Annotated in this window: 22 protein-coding genes; 3 read left to right on the plus strand and 19 right to left on the minus strand. The window is 59.7% G+C overall.

Annotation, left to right across the window (positions count from 1 at the left end):
- Positions 1–52: 52 nt before the first annotated feature.
- The 6 genes from ACA069_RS09200 to ACA069_RS09225 form a co-directional block, all read right to left on the minus strand.
- Entirely contained in the window at positions 53–706 is a 654-nt protein-coding gene (locus tag ACA069_RS09200; RefSeq protein ID WP_187677490.1) for an HAD family hydrolase, read from the minus strand.
- A gap of 34 nt (positions 707–740) precedes the next feature.
- A complete protein-coding gene (locus ACA069_RS09205) occupies positions 741–1,730 on the minus strand; it encodes an ABC transporter ATP-binding protein (RefSeq protein ID WP_187677491.1) in 990 nt (329 codons plus the stop codon).
- The gene (locus ACA069_RS09210) at positions 1,727–2,527 is read right to left on the minus strand and encodes an ABC transporter permease (protein WP_401271989.1); all 801 of its coding nucleotides are present in this window, start codon (positions 2,525–2,527) and stop codon (positions 1,727–1,729) included. The genes ACA069_RS09205 and ACA069_RS09210 overlap by 4 nt, the downstream gene beginning before the upstream one ends.
- Complete coding sequence (locus tag ACA069_RS09215; RefSeq protein ID WP_497618211.1) at positions 2,514–3,350, minus strand: ABC transporter permease; 837 nt, start codon at positions 3,348–3,350, stop codon at positions 2,514–2,516. The genes ACA069_RS09210 and ACA069_RS09215 overlap by 14 nt, the downstream gene beginning before the upstream one ends.
- A gap of 5 nt (positions 3,351–3,355) precedes the next feature.
- Positions 3,356–4,162, minus strand: coding sequence for an alkaline phosphatase family protein (locus ACA069_RS09220; RefSeq protein WP_187677493.1), 807 nt, complete (start codon positions 4,160–4,162; stop codon positions 3,356–3,358).
- 133 nt (positions 4,163–4,295) lie between these two features.
- Complete coding sequence (locus ACA069_RS09225; RefSeq protein WP_187677494.1) at positions 4,296–5,363, minus strand: ABC transporter substrate-binding protein; 1,068 nt, start codon at positions 5,361–5,363, stop codon at positions 4,296–4,298.
- Between the two features lie 352 nt (positions 5,364–5,715).
- Here ACA069_RS09225 and ACA069_RS09230 point away from each other — a divergent pair, with 352 nt between their 5' ends.
- Entirely contained in the window at positions 5,716–6,429 is a 714-nt protein-coding gene (locus tag ACA069_RS09230; protein WP_187677495.1) for a UTRA domain-containing protein, read from the plus strand.
- Positions 6,430–6,829: 400 nt separating this feature from the next.
- On the opposite strand, the gene ACA069_RS09235 is transcribed toward ACA069_RS09230, so the two are convergent.
- The 8 genes from ACA069_RS09235 to minC all read right to left on the minus strand — a co-directional run bounded on the left by ACA069_RS09235 (position 6,830) and on the right by minC (position 14,983).
- Positions 6,830–8,164: an amidohydrolase gene (locus tag ACA069_RS09235; protein ID WP_187677496.1), complete on the minus strand. Its 1,335-nt coding sequence runs from the start codon at positions 8,162–8,164 to the stop codon at positions 6,830–6,832.
- Between the two features lie 64 nt (positions 8,165–8,228).
- Positions 8,229–10,382 (minus strand): mechanosensitive ion channel domain-containing protein, encoded by a 2,154-nt coding sequence (locus tag ACA069_RS09240; protein WP_497617171.1) that lies wholly within the window; start codon positions 10,380–10,382, stop codon positions 8,229–8,231.
- A gap of 77 nt (positions 10,383–10,459) precedes the next feature.
- Positions 10,460–10,636: a hypothetical protein gene (locus ACA069_RS09245; protein ID WP_305442182.1), complete on the minus strand. Its 177-nt coding sequence runs from the start codon at positions 10,634–10,636 to the stop codon at positions 10,460–10,462.
- A 164-nt stretch (positions 10,637–10,800) separates the two neighbouring features.
- Positions 10,801–12,090, minus strand: a complete 1,290-nt coding sequence (locus tag ACA069_RS09250; RefSeq protein ID WP_187681369.1) for a M18 family aminopeptidase — start codon at positions 12,088–12,090, stop codon at positions 10,801–10,803.
- A 192-nt stretch (positions 12,091–12,282) separates the two neighbouring features.
- Positions 12,283–12,918 (minus strand): RluA family pseudouridine synthase, encoded by a 636-nt coding sequence (locus ACA069_RS09255; RefSeq protein ID WP_007960625.1) that lies wholly within the window; start codon positions 12,916–12,918, stop codon positions 12,283–12,285.
- Between the two features lie 91 nt (positions 12,919–13,009).
- Complete coding sequence (gene minE, locus ACA069_RS09260) at positions 13,010–13,264, minus strand: cell division topological specificity factor MinE (protein WP_003223146.1); 255 nt, start codon at positions 13,262–13,264, stop codon at positions 13,010–13,012.
- On the minus strand, positions 13,264–14,076 hold the full coding sequence (gene minD, locus ACA069_RS09265; protein WP_187680056.1) for a septum site-determining protein MinD: 813 nt from the start codon (positions 14,074–14,076) through the stop codon (positions 13,264–13,266). The genes minE and minD overlap by 1 nt, the downstream gene beginning before the upstream one ends.
- Before the next feature lie 169 nt (positions 14,077–14,245).
- Positions 14,246–14,983 carry a septum site-determining protein MinC gene (gene minC, locus ACA069_RS09270; RefSeq protein WP_038367080.1) on the minus strand — a complete coding sequence of 246 codons (738 nt, stop codon included), beginning with the start codon at positions 14,981–14,983 and terminating at the stop codon, positions 14,246–14,248.
- 117 nt (positions 14,984–15,100) lie between these two features.
- On the opposite strand from minC, the gene ACA069_RS09275 reads away from it, so the two are divergent.
- Positions 15,101–16,033: a lipid A biosynthesis lauroyl acyltransferase gene (locus tag ACA069_RS09275; RefSeq protein ID WP_187680057.1), complete on the plus strand. Its 933-nt coding sequence runs from the start codon at positions 15,101–15,103 to the stop codon at positions 16,031–16,033.
- Between the two features lie 32 nt (positions 16,034–16,065).
- Complete coding sequence (locus ACA069_RS09280; protein WP_497617175.1) at positions 16,066–17,226, plus strand: patatin-like phospholipase family protein; 1,161 nt, start codon at positions 16,066–16,068, stop codon at positions 17,224–17,226.
- A 134-nt stretch (positions 17,227–17,360) separates the two neighbouring features.
- Here the strand turns inward: ACA069_RS09280 and ACA069_RS09285 are convergent, their stop codons facing one another.
- The 5 genes from ACA069_RS09285 to ACA069_RS09305 form a co-directional block, all read right to left on the minus strand.
- The gene (locus ACA069_RS09285; protein WP_077571766.1) at positions 17,361–18,146 is read right to left on the minus strand and encodes an outer membrane protein OmpK; all 786 of its coding nucleotides are present in this window, start codon (positions 18,144–18,146) and stop codon (positions 17,361–17,363) included.
- A 373-nt stretch (positions 18,147–18,519) separates the two neighbouring features.
- A complete protein-coding gene (locus tag ACA069_RS09290) occupies positions 18,520–19,305 on the minus strand; it encodes an outer membrane protein OmpK (protein ID WP_401272156.1) in 786 nt (261 codons plus the stop codon).
- Positions 19,306–19,376: 71 nt separating this feature from the next.
- Positions 19,377–20,735, minus strand: coding sequence for a nucleobase:cation symporter-2 family protein (locus tag ACA069_RS09295; RefSeq protein WP_497617177.1), 1,359 nt, complete (start codon positions 20,733–20,735; stop codon positions 19,377–19,379).
- Positions 20,736–20,903: 168 nt separating this feature from the next.
- A complete protein-coding gene (locus ACA069_RS09300) occupies positions 20,904–22,217 on the minus strand; it encodes a urate hydroxylase PuuD (protein ID WP_187680061.1) in 1,314 nt (437 codons plus the stop codon).
- 51 nt (positions 22,218–22,268) lie between these two features.
- Complete coding sequence (locus ACA069_RS09305; protein ID WP_008005655.1) at positions 22,269–22,772, minus strand: ureidoglycolate lyase; 504 nt, start codon at positions 22,770–22,772, stop codon at positions 22,269–22,271.
- Between the last annotated feature and the right edge of the window lie 119 nt (positions 22,773–22,891).

A 22,891-nucleotide genomic window follows, 5' to 3' on the forward strand; every position in this document is an offset into this window, starting at 1 on the left:
GGTGGAATGTGTACACCCTGTGGGAGCTGCCGGAGGCTGCGATCTTTTGCTTTTATTTCCAGAGATGGATCGGCCAGCCGGCCTTTTCGGCATGTTCAAGCAGCACCGGATCCGGATTGACCACGTGCGGGAAATCGACCTTCAGCAACAACGGCAGGTCATTGCGTGAGTCGGAATAGAAACTCGCGCCCTCCAGGTTTTCCTCTTCAGCATCCAGCCACTCAAGCAAGCGGGTGATCTTGCCTTCGCGGTAAGTCAGGGTGCCGACGGTATGGCCGCTGTACACGCCATGCGCGACTTCCAGTTCGATGCCGAGGACTTCGTCGATGCCCAACCGATCGGCAATCGGCTTGACCAGATGCGTGCCCGACGCCGAGATCACCAGAATCCGGTCCCCGGCCTTGCGGTGGGCGGCGATGGTTTTGGTCGCGTCGCTGAAGATGATCGGTTCGATGAAGTCTTCAACCCACGGGCCGACCAAGTGCTCGACTTCTTCTGGGGTACGGCCGATCAGTGGTTCGAGGCTGAAGTCCATGTAGTCTTCCATGCGCAATTTGCCATGGCTGTAGGCATCCATCAGCTCGTTGTTTTTGCGCATGTACGATTCGGGATCGACCCAGCCCAAACGGCCCATCTGCTCGCTCCAGAGGGTGGCGCAGTCGCCATGGATGAGGGTTTCGTCCAGATCAAAAATTGCCAGGGCCATCAGTGCAGTTCTCTCTTCAACGTCAGCAAAGTCATCAGGCTACCTCACACAGGGCCGTGGGATCGATGGAAAGTGCCAGACGCTGACCGTCGGGGTGCAGATCGGCGGCCGAACGGTTGAGCACATCCACCACCAACTCTACGCCGCGCGCTTCGACGCGATAGCGGATGACGTTGCCGAGCAGGCTGTGGCTGCGGATCTGTGCGTCGAGTTCGCCGTTCAGGCTCAGTTCGATGGCTTCCGGGCGAATGGCAATGCGGTGGTTGATCGGGCGCTGCAACAGCTTCGACGCGTCGTCAGCATCGAGCAGGTTGTAGTTGCCGATGAAGCCGGCGGCGAACACATCGACAGGGGCGGTGTACAGGGTTTCGGCGTCGCCGCTCTGTACGATTTTTCCCTGATTCATCAGGAAAATCCGGTCAGACATGGTCAGCGCTTCTTCCTGATCGTGGGTGACGAAGATGGTGGTCAGGCCGAGTTCCCGCTGGATCTGACGAATCTGTTCGCGCAGGTGCTTGCGAATCCGTGCATCGAGGGCCGACAGCGGCTCATCCAGCAGCAACAGACGTGGACGAGTCACCAGCGAACGGGCGAGGGCAACGCGCTGGCATTGGCCACCGGAAAGCTGATGGGGATAGCGACTGGCGAAGTCGTTCAGTTCAACCAGTTTCAACACTTCGGCAACGCGTTTATGGCTGTCGTCGGCATTGACCTTTTGCATGCGCAGACCGAAGGCGACGTTCTGTTCGACGGTCATGTTGGGAAACAGCGCGTAGCTTTGGAACACCATGCCGATGCCACGTTTCTGCGGGCTTAGCGGCACGATGTCGACGCCATCGAGCAGGATCTTGCCGCCATCGACCGGCGTCAGCCCGGCGATGCAACGTAGCAGGGTGGATTTGCCGCAACCGGACGGGCCGAGCAGGGTGACGAATTCGCCCTTGTTTATTTCGCAGTCGATGTCGCTGAACACCGTGGTGCCAGCGTAGTTTTTTTGAAGATGTTGGACGCTGACATAGCTCATTCGCTTTTGTCCTTGTTCAGAATGTTGGCGATCCAGGTCAGGACCAGCACGAATAAGAAGTAGGAGATGACCAGCGCACTGGTGAAGTGGCCGCTGCTGTTGCGCATGTTGTTCAGATAAACCTGCAGGGTTTCGTAGCGGGTGCCGACGAGGATGTTGGCGAAGACGAACTCACCGAACAGGAACGAGAACGACAGCAGCAACGCCACCATCAGGCCTTTGCGCAGGTTCGGCAGCACCACCAGAATTGCTGCCTGAAAGGTGCTCGCGCCGAGCAGTTGGGCGGCGTCCATCAGGTCGCGCAGATTGATCGCTTGAAGGTTGTTGGTGATCGCCCGGTACATGAACGGCAGCGCCACGGTGAAGTAGCATCCGATCAGAATCCACGGCGTACCAACCATCGCCATTGGCCCGGAACCGTAGAGCTGCAACAGGCCGACCGACGACACCACTGGCGGCACCGCGAAGGGCAGCAGGATCAGGATGTTCATCAGCGCATCGAGTTTGGGGAAGTGGTAATGCACCACAAACAGCAGCGGCAGGATCAGCACCACCGACAGCACCAACGCGCCGACGCAGACCAGCAATGACTGGCCGAAGGCGTGGAGGAAGCGTGGATCGCTCCACAACTGGATGTACCACTTGAAGGTAAAGCCGCTGGGCAGAATGGTCGCCGACCAACTGCTGGCGATTGAGTAAATCAGTGTGCCCACAAGCGGTGCCAAGAGGATGGCGAACAGCAGGTAGACCACGACGCGGTGGTAGAGGCCGGCCGGGCCGGATTCAACGCGAGACATGGTAGCTCCTCTTCAACAGCAGTTGATGCACGACGGTCACGATGGTCATCAGCGCCACCAGCACCACGGCCAGCGCACTGGCAAGATTCGGATCGAGGGAGATATCGCCGGAGACCATCGCCGCGATACGGATCGGCAGCACGTTGAAGTTGCCGGTGGTCAGTGCATACACCGTGGCGTAGGCGCCGAGGGCGTTGGCCAGCAGGATCACGAACGTGCCGAGCAGCGCGGGGGTCAAGACCGGCAGACCGATGTGCCGCCAGAACTGCCAGCCGTTGGCACCGAGCAATTCGGCGGACTCGCGCCAGTCTTCGCGCAAGGCATCGAAGGCCGGGTAGAGCAACAACACGCCGAGGGGGATCTGGAAGTAGGTGTAAAGGATGATCAACCCGGTTTTCGAGTACAGGTTGAAGTCCTCGATGATCCCGGCCTGCTTCAACATGATGGTGATGCTGCCGTTGAAACCGAGCAGGATGATGAACGCGAAGGCCAGAGGCACGCCGGCAAAGTTGCTGGTCATGTTGGCGAAGGCATTCACGAAGTTGCGCAGTTTCGAGTCGACCCGGCGCAGGGAGTACGCACCGAGCACGGCGATGATGATGCCGAACACACTCGACCAGAAACTGATTTCCAGGCTGTACTGGATCGCCTGTCGGTAGAACTTCGAACTGAAGATCTTGCTGAAGTTTTCCAGGCCCCAACCAGACTCTTCCGATTGCAGGCTGTTGATCATCACCCAGATCAGCGGCGCGATTTCAAACACGATAAAGAACAGTGTGAAGGGCACCAGACACAGTGCCGCCAGCCATTTGCCGCGAGTCATGGCATTCACTTGAGCAGCTCCCGGCACACAGGTTTGTCATGGGGCACGCCGAGCAGTTCGCAGACCGTGCCGCAGATTTCGGTCTGCTTCGGTGCAGCGTCTGCGTTGAGGCTGAAGGCGTCGCCGAGAACAAACAGCGGCACCTGGCGTTCTTCCGGCAGCAGGCCGTTGTGCGAGCGGTCGTTGTTCATGCCGTGGTCGGCGGTCACCAGCACCTGATAACCGGCGTCGAGCCAGGCCTGTAAGTAGTCGGCGAGGATGATGTCGGCGAAACGCGCGCTGTTGCGGTATTGCGGGGTGTCGAGGCCGTGCTTGTGGCCGGCGTCGTCGATGTTCATCGGGTGAATCAGCAGGAAGTCAGGCGTGTGCCGCAGGCGCAGGTTTTCGGCGTCGGCGAACAGGTGCGAATCCGGGTAGTGATCGTTCCAGTAAAAGTGGCCGTGCTGGATCGGCAGTGATGGATCGTCAGTGTGGCGGTCGCGGGCGGCCACAAACGGCGAGCGGTTATACAACTCGCTGACCCAGTGATAGGCCGCGGCGGCAGTTTTCAGGCCGGCGTCACGCGCGTAGTGATAGATGCTGCGCTGGTTGGACAGGCGCGAGACGTCGTTGTGAACGATACCGCTGTCGATCGGCGGCACGCCGGTGAGGATGCATTCGTAAAGTGGTCGGGACAGGGCGGGCAACTCGCACTCCAGCTTGTAGAGTGCGGCGCGTCCTGCGCCAACGTAAGCCTGCAGATGCCCCATGGCGTGACGCGCGACTTCGTAGTTGAGGCCGTCGAGCACGACAAGGATGACGTTGTGCTTCATAGGGGCGGTGACTCCGAAAACAAGGCTGGGACCGAACGTTGTAGGAGCTGGCGAAGCCTGCGATCTTTTGACTTTGCCTTTCAAGAGCAAGATCAAAAGATCGCAGCCTGCGGCAGCTCCTACAGATGAAGGATTACTTCATCTCTACGATGACTTCTTCGTTCCACTTCTGTGGCAGGCCTTTGGAGGTTTTCTCCCACGCATCGGCGTCCTTGATCGGCGTGACCTTTTTGTACTGCTCGTTCGGCAGCAGTTTGGCTTTCACGTCTTCCGGCAGTTGCAGGTGTTCGGCGCGGATCGGACGGGCGTTGCCGCGAGCGAGGTTGGTCTGGCCGGCGTCGCTGAAGATGTATTCGCGGGTCAGCTTGGCGGCGTTCGGGTTCTTCGCGTATTTGTTGATGATGGTGGTGTAGCCGGAAATCACCGAACCGTCAGACGGGATCAGCACTACATAGTCATCCGGGTTGGCCATCTTGGCCTTGTAGCTCAGGCCGTTGAAGTCCCAGACCACGCCGACTTCGATCTCGCCTTTTTCCATGGTGGCGATGGTCGGGTTGGCCATCGACAGGCGACCTTGCTTGGCGATGTCTGCGAACAGCAGCAGGGCAGGCTGGATATTCTTCTCGTCGCCACCGTTGGCCAGCGCTGCGGCCAGAACGCCGTTGGCAGCTTGCGCAGCGGTGCTCACGTCACCGATGGAAACCTTGTATTTGCCGCCCTTGAGGTCAGCCCATTTGGTCGGTACTTCGGAACCGTGCAGCAGCTTCTTGTTGACGATAAAGGCGATGGTGCCGGTGTAGGCCAGTGCCCAGTTGCCGTCCTTGTCTTTAGCCCAGTCCGGGATCTGGTCCCAGGTGCTTGGCTTGTACGGTTGCACCACGCCTTGCTTGACCGCGATCGGGCCGAAGGCGGCACCGACGTCGCCGATATCGGCGCTGGCATTATCTTTTTCCGCAGCGAATTTGGCGATTTCCTGGGCCGAGCTCATGTCGGTGTCGATGTGTTTCAGACCGTATTTTTTCGCGAGGTCTTCCCAGGTGCCTTTCCAGTTGGCCCAGTCATCGGGCATGCCGACGCTGTTGACGGCGCCTTCCGCTTTCGCAGCGGCTTCGAGGGTTTTCAGATCAGTGTCGGCCGCCATGGCGGCGGTGCACATTGCAATGGTCGAGCCTAACAGTGTTGCCAGGAAAAGCTGTTTCATTCCGAAGCTCCTTGGTCGTGTTCAACGCTGCGATTGCGGTTTGTGTTGGTCTAGGTCAGCAATACCTGAGCCAATTTAAGGGGGCTGGATGACACTTTCATGTCGGTGGCCTTGCTTCAGGCCTTTTATTTGCCCGGTATCGGCGGCTGCCAGATAAGCGTAGACCATGCTCAAAGCCCCGGCGGGCAAGGGACTTGGCCGATGTATTGCAAGTCGTTAAGGCGACCGTTGAGCAGGTTTGTCATCTGTTGGTCATCTGCACTGCCTAGGCTTGCAACACTCGTTAACGGCTTGCAGGTCGTTCGGTTTTTGCCCTGAAACAGTGCTGGTCTAGTCCAGATAGGTAACGTTGATGCGCGATGAGGCAACAAAAGCGGTGACAGCGATTGGCCAGGTGTTGCAGGAGCAACTTGACCACGGGCTATTGGCGCCCGGCAGCAAGTTGCCGGCCGAGCGCAAGCTCAGTGAGTTGTTTGGCACGACGCGGATTACTGTGCGTGAGGCGTTGTTGCAGTTAGAGGCGCAGGGGCAGATTTATCGTGAGGAGCGGCGGGGCTGGTTCGTTTCGCCACCGCGTCTGGCCTACAACCTGATGCAGCGCAGTCACTTTCACGCGATGGTCAGTGCGCAGGGGCGGGTGCCTTCGACCGAGGTGATTTCGGCTCGACTGCAACCGGCTTCGGCGGCGGTGTGTGCCTGGTTGCAGTTGCCGGCGTTGTCGAGTGTGATTCAGATTTGTCGGTCGCGGCGGATTGATGGGCGGTTGGTGCTTTATGTAGAGCACTATTTGAATCCGCAGTATTTCCCGGGGATTTTAGAGTTTGATTTGAATCAGTCGATTACTGAGTTGTATGCGCGGCATTACGATTTGCACTATGGGCGGGTGCGGTTTGAGATCGTGCCTACGTCGTTGTCGGTGGATGCGGCGGCGGCTTTACGGGTGTCGGTGGGGAGCCCGGGGTTGCGGATTGCTCGGGTCAATTATGATCAGCATGAGCGGTTGATTGATTGTGATCTGGAGTTTTGGCGGCATGATGCGATTCATGTCGGGGTCGATGTCGTTTGATCGGTTGGGTGAATATCCGTTGCTGCGGTGATGGCTTCTTATGGTTTCGCCCTGACGGTCGACTCCCTTTGGCAAACGCCCCAAAGGAAGCAAAGGTCTTTACCCTGACGTTCGGCCCTCGCCGTGGCTCGGGTTCCTTCGTTCCGGGATTGATCCGGGCGCATCGCTTCCGGTTTGCTTCGCTGCACCTCCTTTCGATGTGTTCGACTTCGTCGAACGGTCGCTGCGCTCCCACCCCCGGATCAATCCCTCCACTCAGCCTGCCGACGGGCCTTCAGATCAAGAGCCGCAGCCGAGCTAACGCTCATCCTGTTGAGTGGTGAAGAGCGGATGCGGTTTGCTTTTGCTTTTTTGTGGGAGCGAGCCTGCTCGCGAAGGCGCCCCCACAGTCACTCCATCTCTATTTGGCTGCCCCGGCATTGGCATACAAATAATCCGTCGCCAACGATGCCAGTGTCCTCACGCCCACCACTAACGCCGACTCATCCACAAAGAACCCCGGATTGTGATTCGGCGCAGCCTTGCTTATGTCTTGGTCTCGTGGAGTCACACCGAGAAACACAAACAGCCCCGGCACTTCCTTGGCAAAGAACGAGAAGTCCTCCGCGCCACCCACCAGCGGCGCATTCACCACGTCATCCTTGGCCGCCCACTTCAATGTCGGCAGCATTTTTTCGGTCAGTGCCGGGTTGTTGATGGTCGGGTCGTATTTTTCGATGATGGTGACGTCGGCTTTCGCACCACCGCTTTCGGCGATTTTCTCGACGGTCTGGCGTACGTCCGCATGCAGTTTCTGGCGGATGCCGTAGTCGTAGGAGCGGATGGTGCCGGTCATGTCGACGGATTCGGGAATGATGTTGTAACGGGTGCCGCCGTTGATGGTGCCGATACTGACGACAGACGGAAAAGATGAAATGTCGGTACGGCGGCTGACCACGGTTTGCAGGCCGACGATGGTTTGGGCGCCGACGGTGATCGGGTCGATGCCGTCCCAGGGGCGGCCGGCGTGGGTTTGTTTGCCGAGGATTTTGATGCGCAGGTCGTCAGAGCTGGCGAGGGTGGCGCCCGGGCGGTAGGCGATCTGGCCGGCCGGGACGCCGGCCCAGACGTGCAGGCCGAAGACGGCGTCGGGTTTGGGTGATTTCATCACGCCTTCTTCGACCATCATTTTCGCGCCCCAGGTGTTTTTGCCGTCGGGGATGAAGTCGCTTGGGCCTTCTTCGGCGGGTTGGAAGTAGAACACCACGGTGCCGGGCAGAGTGTCGCGCATGCCTGTGAGAATTTTCGCCGTGCTCAGCAGGATCGCGGTGTGGGCGTCGTGGCCGCAGGCGTGCATCACGTCGACTTCTTTGTCGAGGTAGGTGCCTTTGGCTTTCGAGGCGAACGGCAGGTCCGCGACTTCCTTGACCGGCAGCGCGTCCATGTCGGCGCGCAGGGCCACGGTCGGGCCGGGCAGCGCGCCTTTGAGGACTGCAACGACGCCCGTGCGGGCGACGCCGGTTTTCACCTCAAGGCCCATGGCTTTCAGTTGTTTGGCGACCAATTCGGATGTGCGTTTTTCCGTGTTGCCCAGTTCCGGGTGGGCGTGGATGTCGCGGCGGGTTTCCAGCAGTTCGGGCTCAAGTGCCTTGGCCTGCGTGGCGATTTGTTCGCGGGTGCTGTCCATCGTGGCAGCCCCGGCGTGGCCGGCGAACAAGGTGAACAGAACGGCTTGGGCAATACGTGTGAGCTGCATCGGGTTTCTCCTTGTTTATTATTCTTGGCTTCCCAGCCTGTGACCCGAACGTCGTGCCTAAGTGCTATTCCTTCGGCTGGCCACCACCGGCGGTGATCACTTGCACGCTCATGCGTGGCGTCGCCAGATCCAGCCCGGCTTCGTCGAGATGGCGCTTGAGCGACAGGTTGAAGGCTCGGGAAACTTCCCACTGTTTGATCGGCGCGGTCTTGAAGCGGGCGCGCAGAATCGCGCTGCCGGACTCGAAACTCTCTACACCCTGAATCTCCAGCGGCGACCAGATATTGCGGCGTTGCAACGGATCGGTGCGCATTTTCTGGCCGACGTCGCGCATCAGTTTGATCGCGTCGTCGATTTCCATGTTGTACGGCACCGCCACGCGGAAGATCGCGTAGCCGAATTCCCGTGAGTAGTTCTTGATGCTTTTGATTTCGCTGAACGGGATGGTGTGGACGATGCCGTCGATGTCGCGCAGGCGCACGGTGCGGATGGTCAGGCCTTCGACGGTGCCGAGGTGGCCGCCGACGTCGACGTAATCGTCGATGGCCAGCGAGTCCTCAATGATGATGAACAGGCCGGTGATCAAGTCCGCCACCAGCGACTGCGCACCGAAACCGATGGCCAGGCCGATCACGCCGGCACCGGCCAGCAGTGGCGTGACGTTCATGCCCATGTTCGCCAGGGCGACGATCAGCGCGATGATGAAAATCGCCACGAACAGCACGTTGCGGATCAGCGGCATCATCGTCTGCGCCCGCGCATTGGCCAGGCCTTTGCGCGAGCGAGTGAGGGCGTGGTGCACGGCGGTGTCGGCGAGGATCCAGATCAGCCAGGAGAAAACCAGTGTGCCGATCAGGCTTAACAGTTTGACGCTGACGTCATGCCCTTCGCCTTCGGCAAAACCGATCAGCGATTGGCCCCACACGCGCAGGCCGAGTTCGATGAACACCAGCCACACCAGCAAATGCGCGAGGGTATAGAAAAAGTTTTTCAGGCGCTCGGAGTACAGCGCGTGGCGTTTCGGCCCGCGTTGTGGCTTGAGCGAATGACGGCGCACGAGGCCGTTGATCACCATGCACATCACCAGCAAAACGGTGCAGATCAGCGACTGACGCAGCGCGGTGCTGGTGTCGCCGGCGGAGACGAAGGTGGCGAACAGCGAGATGCCGACCAGCACCAGCGCTGGTACGTACCAGAAGGTGCCGAGGATTTCGATGGTGTCGCTGAGCGCGCGTCGGGTCAGGCGTCGGGACAACGGCTGGTTGCGGATCAGGTGGGCGATCGGCCGGCGGAATCGCAGGATGAACAGCCCGGTCGACAGCGCAGCGAGAACATTGGCGATGGTCGCGGCGCTGTGCGCCAGATGCACGCCGAGGCTCTCGATCAGGCGCGGGTCGTTGAGCGCCTCCCCGAAGGCGGCGAAGCTGCCGATCAGCCACAACGGCCGAAACGCCTGATGGCGCAGGATGTACAACGCGCGATGGCGGTGTGGGCCGTCGAGCAGGGAAAAAGCGATCACGCAGATCGCCGAGAAGCAGGTGCCGACCACCAGCGCGTAGGCCAGCACCATCGCCAGGCTTTTGCCCAGAGACGACGGCAACGCATAACTCATGTAGACGGTGATCACCAACGCGATCAACCACGGCCCGAGCTTGCGCAATGCGAAGCGCAGCATGTCGACGGCCCTGGGGTGTTGCGGCAGTTCTTCAGTGAGTCCGAAGCGCATGCGCACCCGGTGACTGACCCAGATCAGCGCGGCGGCAAGCAGGCTCCAGACCAAGAGAATCATGGCGAAGCCGAAAATGATCGGCAGCCATTCACTGGCCGGGAGCATCAGCGCTTTCAGTTCATCTTTGGCCAGATCGAATTCGTTGGACCAGCGAGTGACCGGGCTGTCAGCTCCGGAAAACTGCTTCTCGAAATTGGCCAGGGTGCCGCCAATCAACCCGAGCACGCCTTCTTCGGGAGAGGCCTGGGCTTTTTTCGTGGCGTCGCGCAGTTTCTTCAGATCGGTCAGCAACTGTGCACGTTGCTTGTCGTTTTCCAGCGACTTGATGACTTCATCGAGGGACTGGCCCAACGGTTCCTGGGCTTCTGGCTGCGTCTTGGTGGTGTTGAGCAGGCCCGGCAGACCGACCGCGTGGGCGGGTGCCATGGGCAGCAGCGTCATCAAGCAGATGAGGAACAGGCAGGGTAGAGCAAAAAGACGAGCAAACACTAGGCGGTCAACCTCGCAAGGGGCGGATTCGCTGGAGTGTACGAGGCCGCATTAATCAATGCGAGCCGGGCGCGGATTTATTCGTTGAGTTTGGCGAGGATCTTGTAGACCACGGTGGCGAGTATCGTCAGCATGCCGATCCACATGGCGAACACCCCGGCGTTTTTGTCGCGGAAGTTGAAGCCGACGGCCAGCAGGATCATTCCGCTCAGGATGGGAATGAGCATGGCGTGGAAGGAGGACATCGAGATCATGGTGACTGCCTTGTCGGAAGGGATGATTTGAGTCTAGGTCGGTTTCCACCTGTAGGAGCTGCCGCAGGCTGCGATCTTTTGATCCTGTTTTTGATTTATAAAACACAAGATCAAAAGATCGCAGCCTGCGGCAGCTCCTACAGGGGGCGTGTCGTGCCGAATTGTTACGGCAACTCGCGGCAGGCGTAGAAGGCGCTCAGCACTTTGACCAGATGTGCCAGGTCATGGCTGCCGCACAGTTCGCGGATCGAGTGCATGGCGAAGGTCGGCAGGCCGATATCGACCGTGCGCACGCCCAAGTGGCTGGCGGTGATCGGGCCGATGGTCGAGCCGCAGCCCATGTCGCTGCGCACCACGAAGCTCTGCACCGGCACTTCTTCGGCCATGCACAGGTGACGGAAGAACCCGGCGGTTTCGCTGTTGGTGGCGTAGCGCTGGTTGCTGTTGACCTTGATCACCGGGCCGGCGTTGAGTTTCGGGCCGTGGTTGGCGTCGTGCTTCTCGGCGTAGTTGGGGTGTACGCCGTGGGCGTTGTCGGCCGAGACCAGCAGCGATTTCTGGATGGTGCGGACGAACTCGTCACCTTCCGGCAGCAGGCGACGCAGGGTCTGTTCGAGCATCGGGCCATCGGCACCGCAGGCTGAGCAGGAGCCGACTTCTTCGTGGTCGTTGGCGACCAGCACGCAGGTTTCGTCGGTCTCGGCGGTGAGCAAGGCTTGCAGGCCGGCGTAGCACGACAGCAGATTGTCGAGGCGCGCGCCGGCAATGAAATCGCCGTTCAGGCCAATCACCGCAGCGCTTTGCGTGTCGTAGAAGCTCAGCTCGTAATCGAGCACCACATCGGCGTTGAGGCCGTGTTCGCGGGCCAGTTGATCGGTGAGTACGGCGCGGAAGTCGACGCGTTCGTCACCGGCAAATTGCGCGAGGATCGGCGGCAGTTCGGTTTGGGCATTGATCGCCCAGCCTTGATTGGCTTCACGGTTGAGGTGAATGGCCAGGTTGGGAATGATCGCGATCGGTGCCTTGAAGTCGATCAACTGGCTCTCGACCTTGCCGTCACGGCGGAAGGTCACGCGGCCGGCCAGCGACAGATCGCGGTCGAACCACGGTGCCAGCAGCGCGCCGCCGTAGACTTCGACGCCCAATTGCCAGAAGCCCTGACGTTGCAGCTCCGGTTGTGGCTTGACCCGCAGACACGGGCTGTCAGTGTGTGCACCGACGAGGCGGATGCCACCGTGCAGCGGCGAGTGACGGCCCATTTTGATCGCGACGATCGAGGAGTCGTTACGAGTAACGTAGTAGCGGCCGTTGGGCTCGGTAGTCCATGGCTCGCGCTCGTCGAGGCGCACAAAACCGGCGGCCTCCAGACGTTGAACAAGGCTGGCGGTGGCGTGGAACGGGGTAGGGGAGGCCTTGAGGAAGTCGATCAGGCCTTGGTTCAACTCTTCGCGCATAAGAAGCTCCAGACAGCAATGGGCGGGAGTTTAACGCATCGGTTGGGGCATGACATGCGGTCGTTGCTGCGCATGCATAACCTGTAGGAGCTGCCGAAGGCTGCGATCTTTTGATCTGGTGTTTCGTAAATCAAAAACCAGAGCAAAAGATCGCAGCCTTCGGCAGCTCCTACATGGGGCCAGCGGTGCCATTCAGAACGGCGCCGGGCACTCGAAGCGCAGACGCTCACCGGTTTGCGGGTGGGTGAAGCTGAGCATGCTCGCGTGCAGGCACAGGCGCGGCCAGGCTGCCAGTGCCTGTTCGTGGGCGTATAGCCCGTCACCGAGCAGCGGATGCCCGATGGATAGCATGTGTACGCGCAACTGGTGCGAGCGACCGGTGATCGGTGTCAGCTCGACGCGGCACCAGTCGCCGCAACGTTCCAGTACGCGCCAGAAGGTCAGCGCATGCTTGCCGAATTCGTGATCGACCACGTGGCGCGGCTTGGTCGGCGGGTCGTAGCGCAACGGCAGGTCGATGCTGCCGCTGTCCAGTTCAGGCTGACCCCAGGCCAATGCGGTGTAGGCCTTTTCGGTTTCTCGGTCGTGAAACTGGCGCGAGAGTTCGCGGTGAGTGTCGGCGTCACGGGCGAGCAGAATGATGCCGGAGGTTTCCCAGTCCAGACGATGGACGATGCGCGCTTCCGGGTAGCCGTTTTCCTGCAGGCGGGTAATCAGGCAGTCCTTGTTGTCGTCGGCGCGACCGGGCACCGAGAGCAGCAGGGTCGGTTTGTCGACCACCAGTACGGCGGCGTCCTGATGGATGATGCGGATGTTGGACAACGGCATTAAAACAGCCTCGTAACAAATGCCAACGGCGGCTCAGGGCCATTCCGGTATGGGAATGGCCCTGAGCCGCCGTCGTTCCTGCCGTATCGACTCAGCGATCAGGCAGGGTGATGTTGAGTTCCAGAATCGAGCAACTGCCCTGGCTTTCCAGTGCAACATGTACGTCGTCGTTGCCGATGTTGACGTACTTGCGGATCACGTCGACCAGTTCCTTCTGCAAGGCTGGCAAGTAATCCGGCGTGCTGCGCTGGCCGCGCTCATGCGCCACGATGATCTGTAGACGCTCTTTCGCTACCGAGGCGGTACTTGGCTTTTTGTTGGCACGAAAGAAGTCAAAAAGGTTCATTACCTACCTCCAAACAGGCGCTCGAAGAATCCCTTCTTCTCGACATCGAGGAAACGGTGGGCTTTTTCTTTGCCCAGCAAGCGGTCGACGGTATCGCTGTACGCCTGACCGGCATCGCTCTGATCGTCGAGAATGACCGGTACGCCCTGGTTGGATGCCTTGAGCACCGCCTGGGATTCCGGGATCACGCCCAGCAGCGTTACCGAGAGGATATCCTTGACGTCTTCAACGCCAAGCATCTCGCCCTTTTCAACACGCTCTGGATGGTAGCGGGTGATCAGCAGGTGTTCCTTGATCGGGTCTTCGCCACGTTCGGCGCGACGCGATTTGCTCGCCAACAGGCCGAGCATGCGGTCCGAATCTCGTACCGAGGACACTTCCGGGTTGGTCACGACGATCGCTTCGTCAGCGAAGTACATGGCCAGGTGCGCGCCTTTTTCGATGCCCGCCGGGGAGTCGCAGACCACGAACTCGAATTGTTCCTTGAGCTCCATCAGGACTTTTTCCACGCCTTCGACAGTCAGCGCGTCTTTGTCGCGGGTCTGACTGGCGGCCAGTACGTAGAGGTTTTCCAGACGCTTGTCTTTGATCAGAGCCTGTTGCAGGTTGGCTTCGCCGTTGACCACGTTGACGAAGTCATACACCACGCGGCGCTCGCAACCCATGATCAGGTCAAGGTTACGCAAGCCCACGTCGAAGTCGACGATTACTGTTTTATGGCCGCGCAGAGCGAGGCCGGTACCGATAGCGGCGCTGGTGGTGGTCTTACCCACACCACCCTTGCCGGATGTAACCACGAGAATCTTGGCCAAGGTGTTTCACCCCTAAGGAAGAAGGACTTTTTAGCCCCTGAAAAACATCTCTTGAAAACTACTGCAGTCGGACAGCCTTGGCTGGAATTTGGCTTTTGGCCTTTTTCCTACTTCGTTTGAGCCGTTTTCGCTACGTTTTAGAGATGCTTGGAAAATGCGGCAGTATCCGTTAAAGCCGAATGATGTTCAACACGTCGCCCGACAGGCTGACCTGTACGCCCGAGCCCCACATCGGATCGCGACGCAAGTCTTCGGAAACCTTGTAGTGGCCTGCGATGGAGATCAGTTCAGCGCTCAATTGCTGACAGAAAATCCGCGCCTTGGTGTCGCCCTTGACCCCGGCCAGCGCACGACCGCGCATCGGGCCGTATACATGGATGTTGCCATCGGCAAGAAGTTCCGCCCCCGGACTGACCGAGGACACCACGACCAGATCGCCACCCTGGGCATATATCTGTTGGCCACCACGCACTGGCGTAGTGATGACACGGGTCGGTTTGATGGTCGGCTCCGGCGGCTTTTCCGGTTTCTTTTTGACTTCGGCTTCCGGGGTTTCCAACGGTCGTTCACGGGCGCCGGATGGCGGCAGCACCGGAATGTCGATGGCGATAGCGGCGGCGATGTCTTCGATACGGCTGGCGCGAATCGCCAGGGTGCGCAGGCCATGCTGGCGGCACACGCGCATCAGGCCCGGCAGATCGACCGCGCCTTCGCTCGGTGGCAGTTTGTCCAGCGCCAGAACCAGCGGCGCGTTGCTGAAGAAGTTCGGCGCCTGGGCGACTTTGGCGGCCAATTGCCGATCGAGGCTTTCGAGGTCGTTACGGGCCAGTTCCAGCACAGTGATGGCCAGCATGCTGCCCTTGAGCTGGAATACGGGATCTTGGTCTAACGGTTCGGTTTGGCTCATGTCGGCATACAACGGCTTGTCACTAAAAGTGCCGAGACTTATAACGAGAACGCCCGCGAGCCGCAAGCCGGGTCGAACGATGTAGAATGCGCGGCCACTGTATTTACGGAAGCTTTAATGGATCGCCCGCGTTTTCGAAAAGCATTTCTTGCTCCACGCTTCTGGCCGCTCTGGTGCGGGCTGGGGCTTTTGTGGCTGATCGTGCAATTGCCGTATCCGGCGTTGCTGACCATCGGTCGATTTTTGGGCGCCTTGATGTATCGCGTGGCCGGCGACCGGCGGCGCATTGCCAAGCGCAATCTTGAGCTGTGCTTCCCGGAAAAATCCGCCGCCGAGCGCAAACGCCTGCTCAAGGCAAACTTCGCCTCTACCGGTATCGCCTTTTTTGAAATGGCGATGAGCTGGTGGTGGTCCCGCGAGCGCCTGGCGAAACTGGCCCACGTCGAAGGTCTGGAGCATCTGCAAAAGGCCCAGCGTGAAGGCAAAGGTGTGATTCTGATGGCCGCGCATTTCACCACGCTGGAAATCGGCGCGGCGCTGCTCGGTCAGCAGCACACCATCGACGGCATGTACCGCGAACACAAGAATCCATTGTTCGACTTCGTCCAGCGTCGTGGTCGCGAGCGGCACAACCTCGATTCGCTGGCGGTGGAGCGCGATGACGTGCGTGGCATGCTCAAGCTGCTGCGTTCAGGTCGGGCGATCTGGTACGCACCGGATCAGGACTACGGCGCCAAGCAAAGCATCTTCGTGCCGCTGTTCGGCATTCAGGCCGCGACCGTGACCGCGACCACCAAATTCGCCCGGTTGGGTAAAGCGCTGGTGGTGCCGTTCACTCAGGAGCGTCTGGCGGACGGCAGCGGTTATCGCCTGACTATTCACCCGCCGCTGGAAGACTTCCCCGGCGAGACCGAAGAGGCCGACTGCATCCGCATCAACCAGTGGGTCGAGAGCGCATTGCGTGCCTGCCCCGAGCAATACCTGTGGGCGCATCGCCGCTTCAAAAGCCGTCCGCCGGGCGAGCCGAAGCTGTACGCCAAACGCGGTTGAACCAATCCCTATAAGCACCATGGAGTGTTGCGATGAGCCCAGCTGAACCGGTCACAGGTTTGATTCTTTCCGGCGGCGGGGCTCGGGCGGCGTATCAGGTGGGGGTGCTGGCGGCGATTGCCGAGTTGCTGCCGTTGGGCGCCGACAATCCGTTTCCGGTAATCGTCGGCACCTCGGCCGGGGCAATCAACGCGGTCAGTCTGGCCAGTGGTGCCACGGACTTTCGTGCTGCCATCGAACGCCTGACCCTGTTCTGGCAGGGCTTTCGCAGCCACCGCGTGCTGCGCAGCGACTGGCCGGGCGTGATCCGCCAGGCCAGCCGCTTCGTCAGCCACAGCTTGCTTGGCCTGGGTCGCCAGCTGCCGGTGGCGCTGCTCAACAGTTCGCCACTGCGCGACCTGCTCAATGAAAAACTGCACATGCCCGGCATCGCCGAATCCATCGCGCGCAAGCAATTGCATGCGGTGGCGGTGACCGCGTTCGGCTACGAGTCGGGGCAGGCGGTGACGTTCTATCAGGGTGGCGGCAAGATTGATGCGTGGTTGCGCCATCGACGCATCGGTGTGCCGACGCAATTGTCGGTGGAGCATCTGCTGGCGAGTTCGGCAATTCCGCTGTTGTTCGCTCCGGTGAAAATCGGTGAGGAATATTTCGGCGACGGCGCGGTGCGGCAATCGGCGCCGATCAGCCCGGCGTTGCACCTGGGTGCCAGTCGCGTGCTGGTGGTGGGCGTCAGCGGCAACCCGCGCGGGTTCGATCCCGAGCAGCCACTGGAGCGCACCTACACCGGTCAACAGCCGACGCTGGCGCAGATCGGCGGGCACATGCTCAACAGCACGTTCATTGACAGCCTGGAGGGCGATATCGAGCTGCTTCAGCGTCTCAACCAGTTCAGCCATCTGATGCCCGAAGGTACGCCGACTCGCGAGTTGGGTGTGGCGCCGGTGGAGGTGTTGGTGATTTCGCCGAGTCAGCCAATCGATGAGATCGCGGCGCGACATCGGCAGGAATTGCCGGCGGCGTTGCGCTTGTTCTTGCGTGGGCCGGGGGCGACCAAGACCAGTGGGGCAGGGGTGTTGAGTTATCTGCTGTTCGAGGCGGGGTATTGCAGCGAGTTGATCGATCTGGGGCGGCGCGATGCGTTGGCCAAGCGTGAGGAGCTGTGCCGGTTTTTAGGATTGCGGCAGGAGTGAGATCTGCGGTGAGGCCTTCGCGAGCAGGCTCGCTCCCACAGGGATTTGTGTCGTTCACAAAACCAATGTGGGAGCGAGCCTGCTCGCGAAGCTTTTAGAGCGAAAGATCGCAGCCTGCGATCTTTTGATCTTTATCAGAAGTGGAACTTCACCAGGAAGCTTGTGGTGCTCTGATTGGTCTTGAACGCACCGGTATCGTCGATCCCGTACTTGTCTTTCCAGTAGTCGTATTCAACACCGACATACAACTGCTTCTCGCCGAAACTCAGCGCCTTGCCCAGGTCGTATTTGATCTGTGGGTTGAAGTGCAGGTTGGCGTGGTAATCGCCCTTGGAGTTGGAGTCGTTGTCAGTCACCCAGTCCATGAAGCCGTCGATGAGGATGTCCGACTTGCCGACCGGGATGGTGTAGGACCAGACCGGGGTAATCTGCCAGACGTTGTCACCGGCGCGTGCACCTTGGGTGTGGCGCTGGTAGAAGTTCAACTGGAAGTAGTCGAAGCCCGGGATGGCCAGGTCGAAGCCCGGACCGATCAGGTACGACTCGGTGTCGCCTTCGCCGAACTCGTAGGTCATCGCCACCAGAACGTCTTTGATCGGGCCGAACTCGATCTTCTGGTCGAGCACTTTGCCCAGCGAGATGCGCGGGCTGAACTCACCGTAGTAGGTGTTCGGGCCGTTGCTGAAGTCCTTGCCACCGTTGTAGAAGATCTTGTCGAGGAAGAAGAAGTTATCCCCGTACTTCCACGCATCGGCGTGCTCGAAGGTGACGGTCTGCTGGATGCGCGGGTTGACCTGGAAATCCTTGCCATAGAGGTAAGTCAGGCTGTTGTTCTGCCATTGCAGCAGGCCTTCGGCCATGGCCTGCCCCCCGGCCAACATCGATCCCGCGAGCATCAGGCTGGTGCACATACGTTTCATTCGGTTGCTCCCAAAGTAGGTGTTCCACGTTTATTTTTTTAAGATCGGCGCTCTGGTGTGGCGCCTTTTTTCGTTGCTGCAAAAGTCATCCGATCGGTCAGCTTCGCTATCGATAGCAAGAGCTGGGCCAACGCTTTCAGAAAGCAAAAAAACGCCCGTTCGGCTGCTGAAAAACAGTCGATTGAGCGTGTTTTCGGGATGCCTCGGTACTGGCCGGGGCCGGGATAAGTTGGCTTTTCGGTCAGGAATTAAATCCGGGCTTTTTTTTAGACCGAATTCAAGAGGCCGCGGAGAATACTGACTCCTTGGCCAGCTCTCAAGTGCCCCGCAACAGAGCACCGACGACAGGTATGGGGCACGGTTGCGGGTCATCTTAGAAGTGCACCTTCACCAGCAGGCTGGCGGTGTTCTGATTGGTGTCGAGGTTGCGGCTGTTTTCGACCCCGTATTTATTTTTCCAATAGCTGTACTCGGTACCGACGTACAACTGCTTATGACTCCAGCCAAGGGCTTTGCCGAGGTCATACTTGATCTGCGGATTGATGTGCAGGTTGGCGTGGTAGGTGCCGCGCGAGTTCTCGTCGTTGTCGACAACCCAGTCCAGATAGCCGTCGATCAGCAGATCGGAATTGCCCACGGGAATGCTGTACGACCAGCCGGGGCTGATCTGCCAGACGCCATCGCCGGGACGCGGGCCCTCGGTCTGGCGACGGAAGATGTTCAGGGTGACGTAGTTGAAGCCGGGCACCTTGAGGTCAAAGCCTGGGCCGATCAGATAGGCCTCGCTTTCACCTTCGCCGTACTCGTAGGTCATCGCCAGCAAGACGTCCTTGATCGGGCCGAACTCGATTTTCTGATCGAAGATCTTGCCGAACGAAAAACGCGGAGTGAATTCGCCGTAGAAGGTGTGCGGGCCTTTGTTGCGGTCTTCCTGGCCGTTGTAGAAGATCTTGTCGACGAACAGGAAGTTGTCGCCGTACTTCCACTTGTCAGCATGTTCGAACGTCACCGTCTGCTGAATCGACGGATTGATCGCGAAATTCTTGCCGTACAGATAGCTCAGGCTGTTGGTCTGCCACAGCAATAAATCGCCGGCCATGGTTTGGGATGCGGCCAGCAGGCAGCCGCTCAACAGCAGGTTGGTTTGCGTGCGAATCATCTGTTGCTCCCTCTTGTTTTTATTTTTCAGGCGCAGAGTTGCTCTCCCACAAGGGGCTATCGGTGTTGCTGTTAATGCGGGTGCGCGTGGCAGTCGTTGATCGTTGCGCGCTCTTTGCCGCCAAGAATGTTGAACAGCAGGTTCAGCGTCAGCGCACTGAGCGTGGCCATGGCGATACCGCTGTGGGTGATCGGGCTCATCCACAGCGGCAGGTGGGCGAAGAACTCCGGACGCACCACCGGGATCAGGCCCATGCCGATGCTCACTGCCACCAGCAACTGATTGCGACGATCACCGATGTCGGCTTCTTGCAGGATCTTGATCCCGGTGGCCGCGACCATGCCGAACATCGCAATCGCCGCACCGCCCAATACGGCCGGTGGAATCGAGGCCACCAGGAACGCCGCTTTCGGTAGCAGGCTGAGCATGATGAGCAAGCCACCGGCGACGATGGTCACCGAGCGGCAGCGCACACCGGTCATCTGCACCAGGCCGATGTTCTGCGCGAACGAAGAGTGGGTGAAGGTATTGAAGAACCCGGCAACGAACGACGCGCCGGCATCGCACAGCAAGCCGCGACGCAGCATGCGCGGGCAGACTTCCTGGCCGGTGATCTTGCCCAGCGCCAAGAACATCCCGGTGGACTCGACGAAGATGATCACCACCACCAGGCACATCGACAGGATCGGTGCGAGTTCGAATTTCGGCATGCCGAAATGCAGCGGGGTAACGAACTGAATCCACGGCGCGTTGGCCATGCCGCTCAAGTCGACCATGCCGATCGCCCCGCACAACAGGTAGCCGAAGCACATGCCAATCAACACGGAAATATTGACCCAGAAACCGCGCATGAAGCGGTGGATCAGCAAAATGGTGCCCAACACCAGTGCGGCGATGGCCAGATAAATCGGTGAGCCGAATTGCGCAGCGGCGGCACCGCCACCGGCCCAATTCACGGCCACGGGGAACAGCGACAAACCGATCGAGGTGATCACCGTGCCGGTCACCAGCGGCGGGAAGAAGCGCACGACCTTGGACATGAACGGCGCGATGATCATGCCGAAGAAACCGGCGGCGATCGTTGCACCGAAGATCCCTTGCAGACCGATACCGGGCATCCCGGCCATGGCGACCATGCTGCCCACGGCGGCAAAACTGGCGCCCATCATCACCGGCATGCGAATGCCCATCGGGCCGATCCCCATCGACTGCACGATGGTGGCGATGCCGGCGACCAGCAGGTCGGCGTTGATCAGGAAGGCGATTTCTTCACGACTCAGGCCAGCGGCCTGTCCGATGATCAGCGGCACCGCGATGGCACCGCCGTACATCAGCAGAACATGTTGCAAACCGACCAGGATCAGTTGCAAAAGGGGCAAACGCTGAATGGCGGGTGCGTCGGGGATGCGCGCTTTGTACAGCTCGGACATGCAACACCTCGGATCTTTTTTATTCTTGTGATTGAACAGCTGCCGGGTTGCTCACAGCTGTTTTTTTGCATCAGGTAAACCGCGCTGCGGCTAATCGCTGGCAAGCCAGCTCCCACAGGATTCAGGTAATCCCTGTGGGAGCTGGCTTGCCAGCGATGCTTTTACTGCTTAGTTGGTCTGGGCTCCCTGGGCGATCCAGGCACCGATCAGGTCACGTTCCTGCTGGGTCATCTGTGTGATGTTGCCCAGTGGCATGATCTGTGTGGTGATGGCTTGCGCCTGGATCCGCGCCGCGTTCTGGCGGATCTGCTCAGGGGTGTCGAGCATCACGCCGGCCGGGGCGGCGCTGAACAGTGGGCTGGTCGGTTTGGCCGAGTGGCACACCGTGCAACGTTCCTGGATCACGTTGTGCACCTTGTCGAAACCGGGGCCGGCGTTGGACGCCTGTGCCGGTGCCGCAGCAGGGGCGGCAGGTGCTGCCGGTTGCGCTGCTTCAGCCGGTTTTGCGCCACCACCCAGTGCCGTTTCCGGCAGCGGTTGGTACTCGATTTTCGCTGGTGCGTTGGCCACTTCCGGAGCTGTCGACATCGGCGTTGGGCCGGTGACGTAAGCCAGGCTGATCATCCCGACCGCTGCGACAGGCAGCGTCCAGGCAAACTTGTGGCTGTCGTGACGGGTATTGAAGTAGTGACGCACCAACACTGCAAACACTGCGATCCCGGCCAGGATTAACCAGTTGTACTGGCTGCCGTAAGTGCTCGGGAAGTGGTTGCTGATCATGATGAACAGCACCGGCAGGGTGAAGTAGTTGTTATGACGCGACCGCAACAAGCCTTTGGCTGGCAGCGCCGGATCGGGCGTGCGGTTCTCGGCAATCGCCGCAACCAGTGCGCGCTGCGCCGGCATGATGATGCGGAACACGTTGCCGACCATGATGGTGCCGATGATCGCGCCGACGTGCAGGTACGCACCACGACCGCTGAACACCTTGCTGAAGCCATATGCCGCGCCGATGATCAGCACGAACAGGATGAAACCGAGCAGGGCAGGGCGTTTGCCCAGAGCGGAGTCGCACAGGAAGGAGTAGATGAACCAGCCGAGGAACAGCGAGCCGATACCGATGGCCACGCCTTCAGGGCCGCTCAGCGTGCTGCCCGGAGCCAGCAGGTAAAGCGTCGGGTTGTAGTAGAACACCACGCACAGCAGCGCGATCCCCGACATCCAGGTGAAATAGGCTTCCCATTTGAACCAGTGCAGGTTCTCCGGCATTGCCGGCGGGGCCAGTTTGTATTTTTCCAGGTGGTAGATACCGCCGCCGTGGATCGCCCACAGATCACCGGCCAGACCGGTTTTCGGGTTGACGCGGTTGAGGTTGTTCTCCAGCCAGACGAAGTAGAACGACGCGCCGATCCAGGCCACGCCAGTGATCATGTGAACCCAGCGCACGCTCAGGTTCAGCCATTCCAACAGATGTGCTTCCACAGTCTTTACCTCTCGCCTGTCACCCTTGTTGTCGGGTGATCAGACCTTCTCTTATTGGTGGGGGGCGAGGATCAAACGCTCATCCTCTTTGAAAAAATGCTCATCGCAGTTATTGCCTGTGCCACTGCGATCAACCACCAGGAAGTCATCCCGCTTTTCGATCGTCAGCACCGGGTGGTGCCAGACGCCGCGATGGTAATTAATGCCCTGCCTGCCGTTGGTGACGAAGGCGCGGACCAAGCCTGATACAGGTTCATCGCCAAGTGGCGCGACCACGATCAGAAAGGGGTTGCCGAGCAGCGGAATGAAAGCCTGGCTGCCCAGCGGATGGCGTTCCAGCATGCAAACGGTCAGCGGCATGTCCTGCGCGTCGGCGCGGAAGATGCTGATGATCGCGTTGTCCTCAGGCGTAGCGGTTTCGACCGTCGCCAGTTTGTGGAAGCGCATGGTCGAACCGTTGTTGATCATGAAGTGATCGCTGCCGTCGGTTTCGATTACGTCACCGAAAGGGGCGAAGGCTTCTTTGGTCAGCGGTTCAATCGTCAGTGTGCGCATGCTGTTCTTCTTGTCTTCAAATGTATGTTCAATTCACTGCAATCCCTGTAGGAGCTGGCGAAGCCTGCGATCTTTTGATCTTGAAAAACAAAGTCAAAAGATCGCAGCCTGCGGCAGCT

This window comes from Pseudomonas sp. LBUM1652, assembly GCF_059716105.1.

What these genes read in the sequence shown, in the direction of transcription:
- ACA069_RS09200 (WP_187677490.1), bottom strand. Translation starts at nt 706, where the DNA reads ATGGCCCTGGCAATTTTTGATCTGGACGAAACCCTCATCCATGGCGAC.
- ACA069_RS09205 (WP_187677491.1), bottom strand. Translation starts at nt 1,730, where the DNA reads ATGAGCTATGTCAGCGTCCAACATCTTCAAAAAAACTACGCTGGCACC.
- ACA069_RS09210 (WP_401271989.1), bottom strand. Translation starts at nt 2,527, where the DNA reads ATGTCTCGCGTTGAATCCGGCCCGGCCGGCCTCTACCACCGCGTCGTG.
- ACA069_RS09215 (WP_497618211.1), bottom strand. Translation starts at nt 3,350, where the DNA reads ATGACTCGCGGCAAATGGCTGGCGGCACTGTGTCTGGTGCCCTTCACA.
- ACA069_RS09220 (WP_187677493.1), bottom strand. Translation starts at nt 4,162, where the DNA reads ATGAAGCACAACGTCATCCTTGTCGTGCTCGACGGCCTCAACTACGAA.
- ACA069_RS09225 (WP_187677494.1), bottom strand. Translation starts at nt 5,363, where the DNA reads ATGAAACAGCTTTTCCTGGCAACACTGTTAGGCTCGACCATTGCAATG.
- ACA069_RS09230 (WP_187677495.1), top strand. Translation starts at nt 5,716, where the DNA reads ATGCGCGATGAGGCAACAAAAGCGGTGACAGCGATTGGCCAGGTGTTG.
- ACA069_RS09235 (WP_187677496.1), bottom strand. Translation starts at nt 8,164, where the DNA reads ATGCAGCTCACACGTATTGCCCAAGCCGTTCTGTTCACCTTGTTCGCC.
- ACA069_RS09245 (WP_305442182.1), bottom strand. Translation starts at nt 10,636, where the DNA reads ATGATCTCGATGTCCTCCTTCCACGCCATGCTCATTCCCATCCTGAGC.
- ACA069_RS09250 (WP_187681369.1), bottom strand. Translation starts at nt 12,090, where the DNA reads ATGCGCGAAGAGTTGAACCAAGGCCTGATCGACTTCCTCAAGGCCTCC.
- ACA069_RS09255 (WP_007960625.1), bottom strand. Translation starts at nt 12,918, where the DNA reads ATGCCGTTGTCCAACATCCGCATCATCCATCAGGACGCCGCCGTACTG.
- minE (WP_003223146.1), bottom strand. Translation starts at nt 13,264, where the DNA reads ATGAACCTTTTTGACTTCTTTCGTGCCAACAAAAAGCCAAGTACCGCC.
- minC (WP_038367080.1), bottom strand. Translation starts at nt 14,983, where the DNA reads ATGAGCCAAACCGAACCGTTAGACCAAGATCCCGTATTCCAGCTCAAG.
- ACA069_RS09275 (WP_187680057.1), top strand. Translation starts at nt 15,101, where the DNA reads ATGGATCGCCCGCGTTTTCGAAAAGCATTTCTTGCTCCACGCTTCTGG.
- ACA069_RS09280 (WP_497617175.1), top strand. Translation starts at nt 16,066, where the DNA reads ATGAGCCCAGCTGAACCGGTCACAGGTTTGATTCTTTCCGGCGGCGGG.
- ACA069_RS09285 (WP_077571766.1), bottom strand. Translation starts at nt 18,146, where the DNA reads ATGAAACGTATGTGCACCAGCCTGATGCTCGCGGGATCGATGTTGGCC.
- ACA069_RS09290 (WP_401272156.1), bottom strand. Translation starts at nt 19,305, where the DNA reads ATGATTCGCACGCAAACCAACCTGCTGTTGAGCGGCTGCCTGCTGGCC.
- ACA069_RS09295 (WP_497617177.1), bottom strand. Translation starts at nt 20,735, where the DNA reads ATGTCCGAGCTGTACAAAGCGCGCATCCCCGACGCACCCGCCATTCAG.
- ACA069_RS09305 (WP_008005655.1), bottom strand. Translation starts at nt 22,772, where the DNA reads ATGCGCACACTGACGATTGAACCGCTGACCAAAGAAGCCTTCGCCCCT.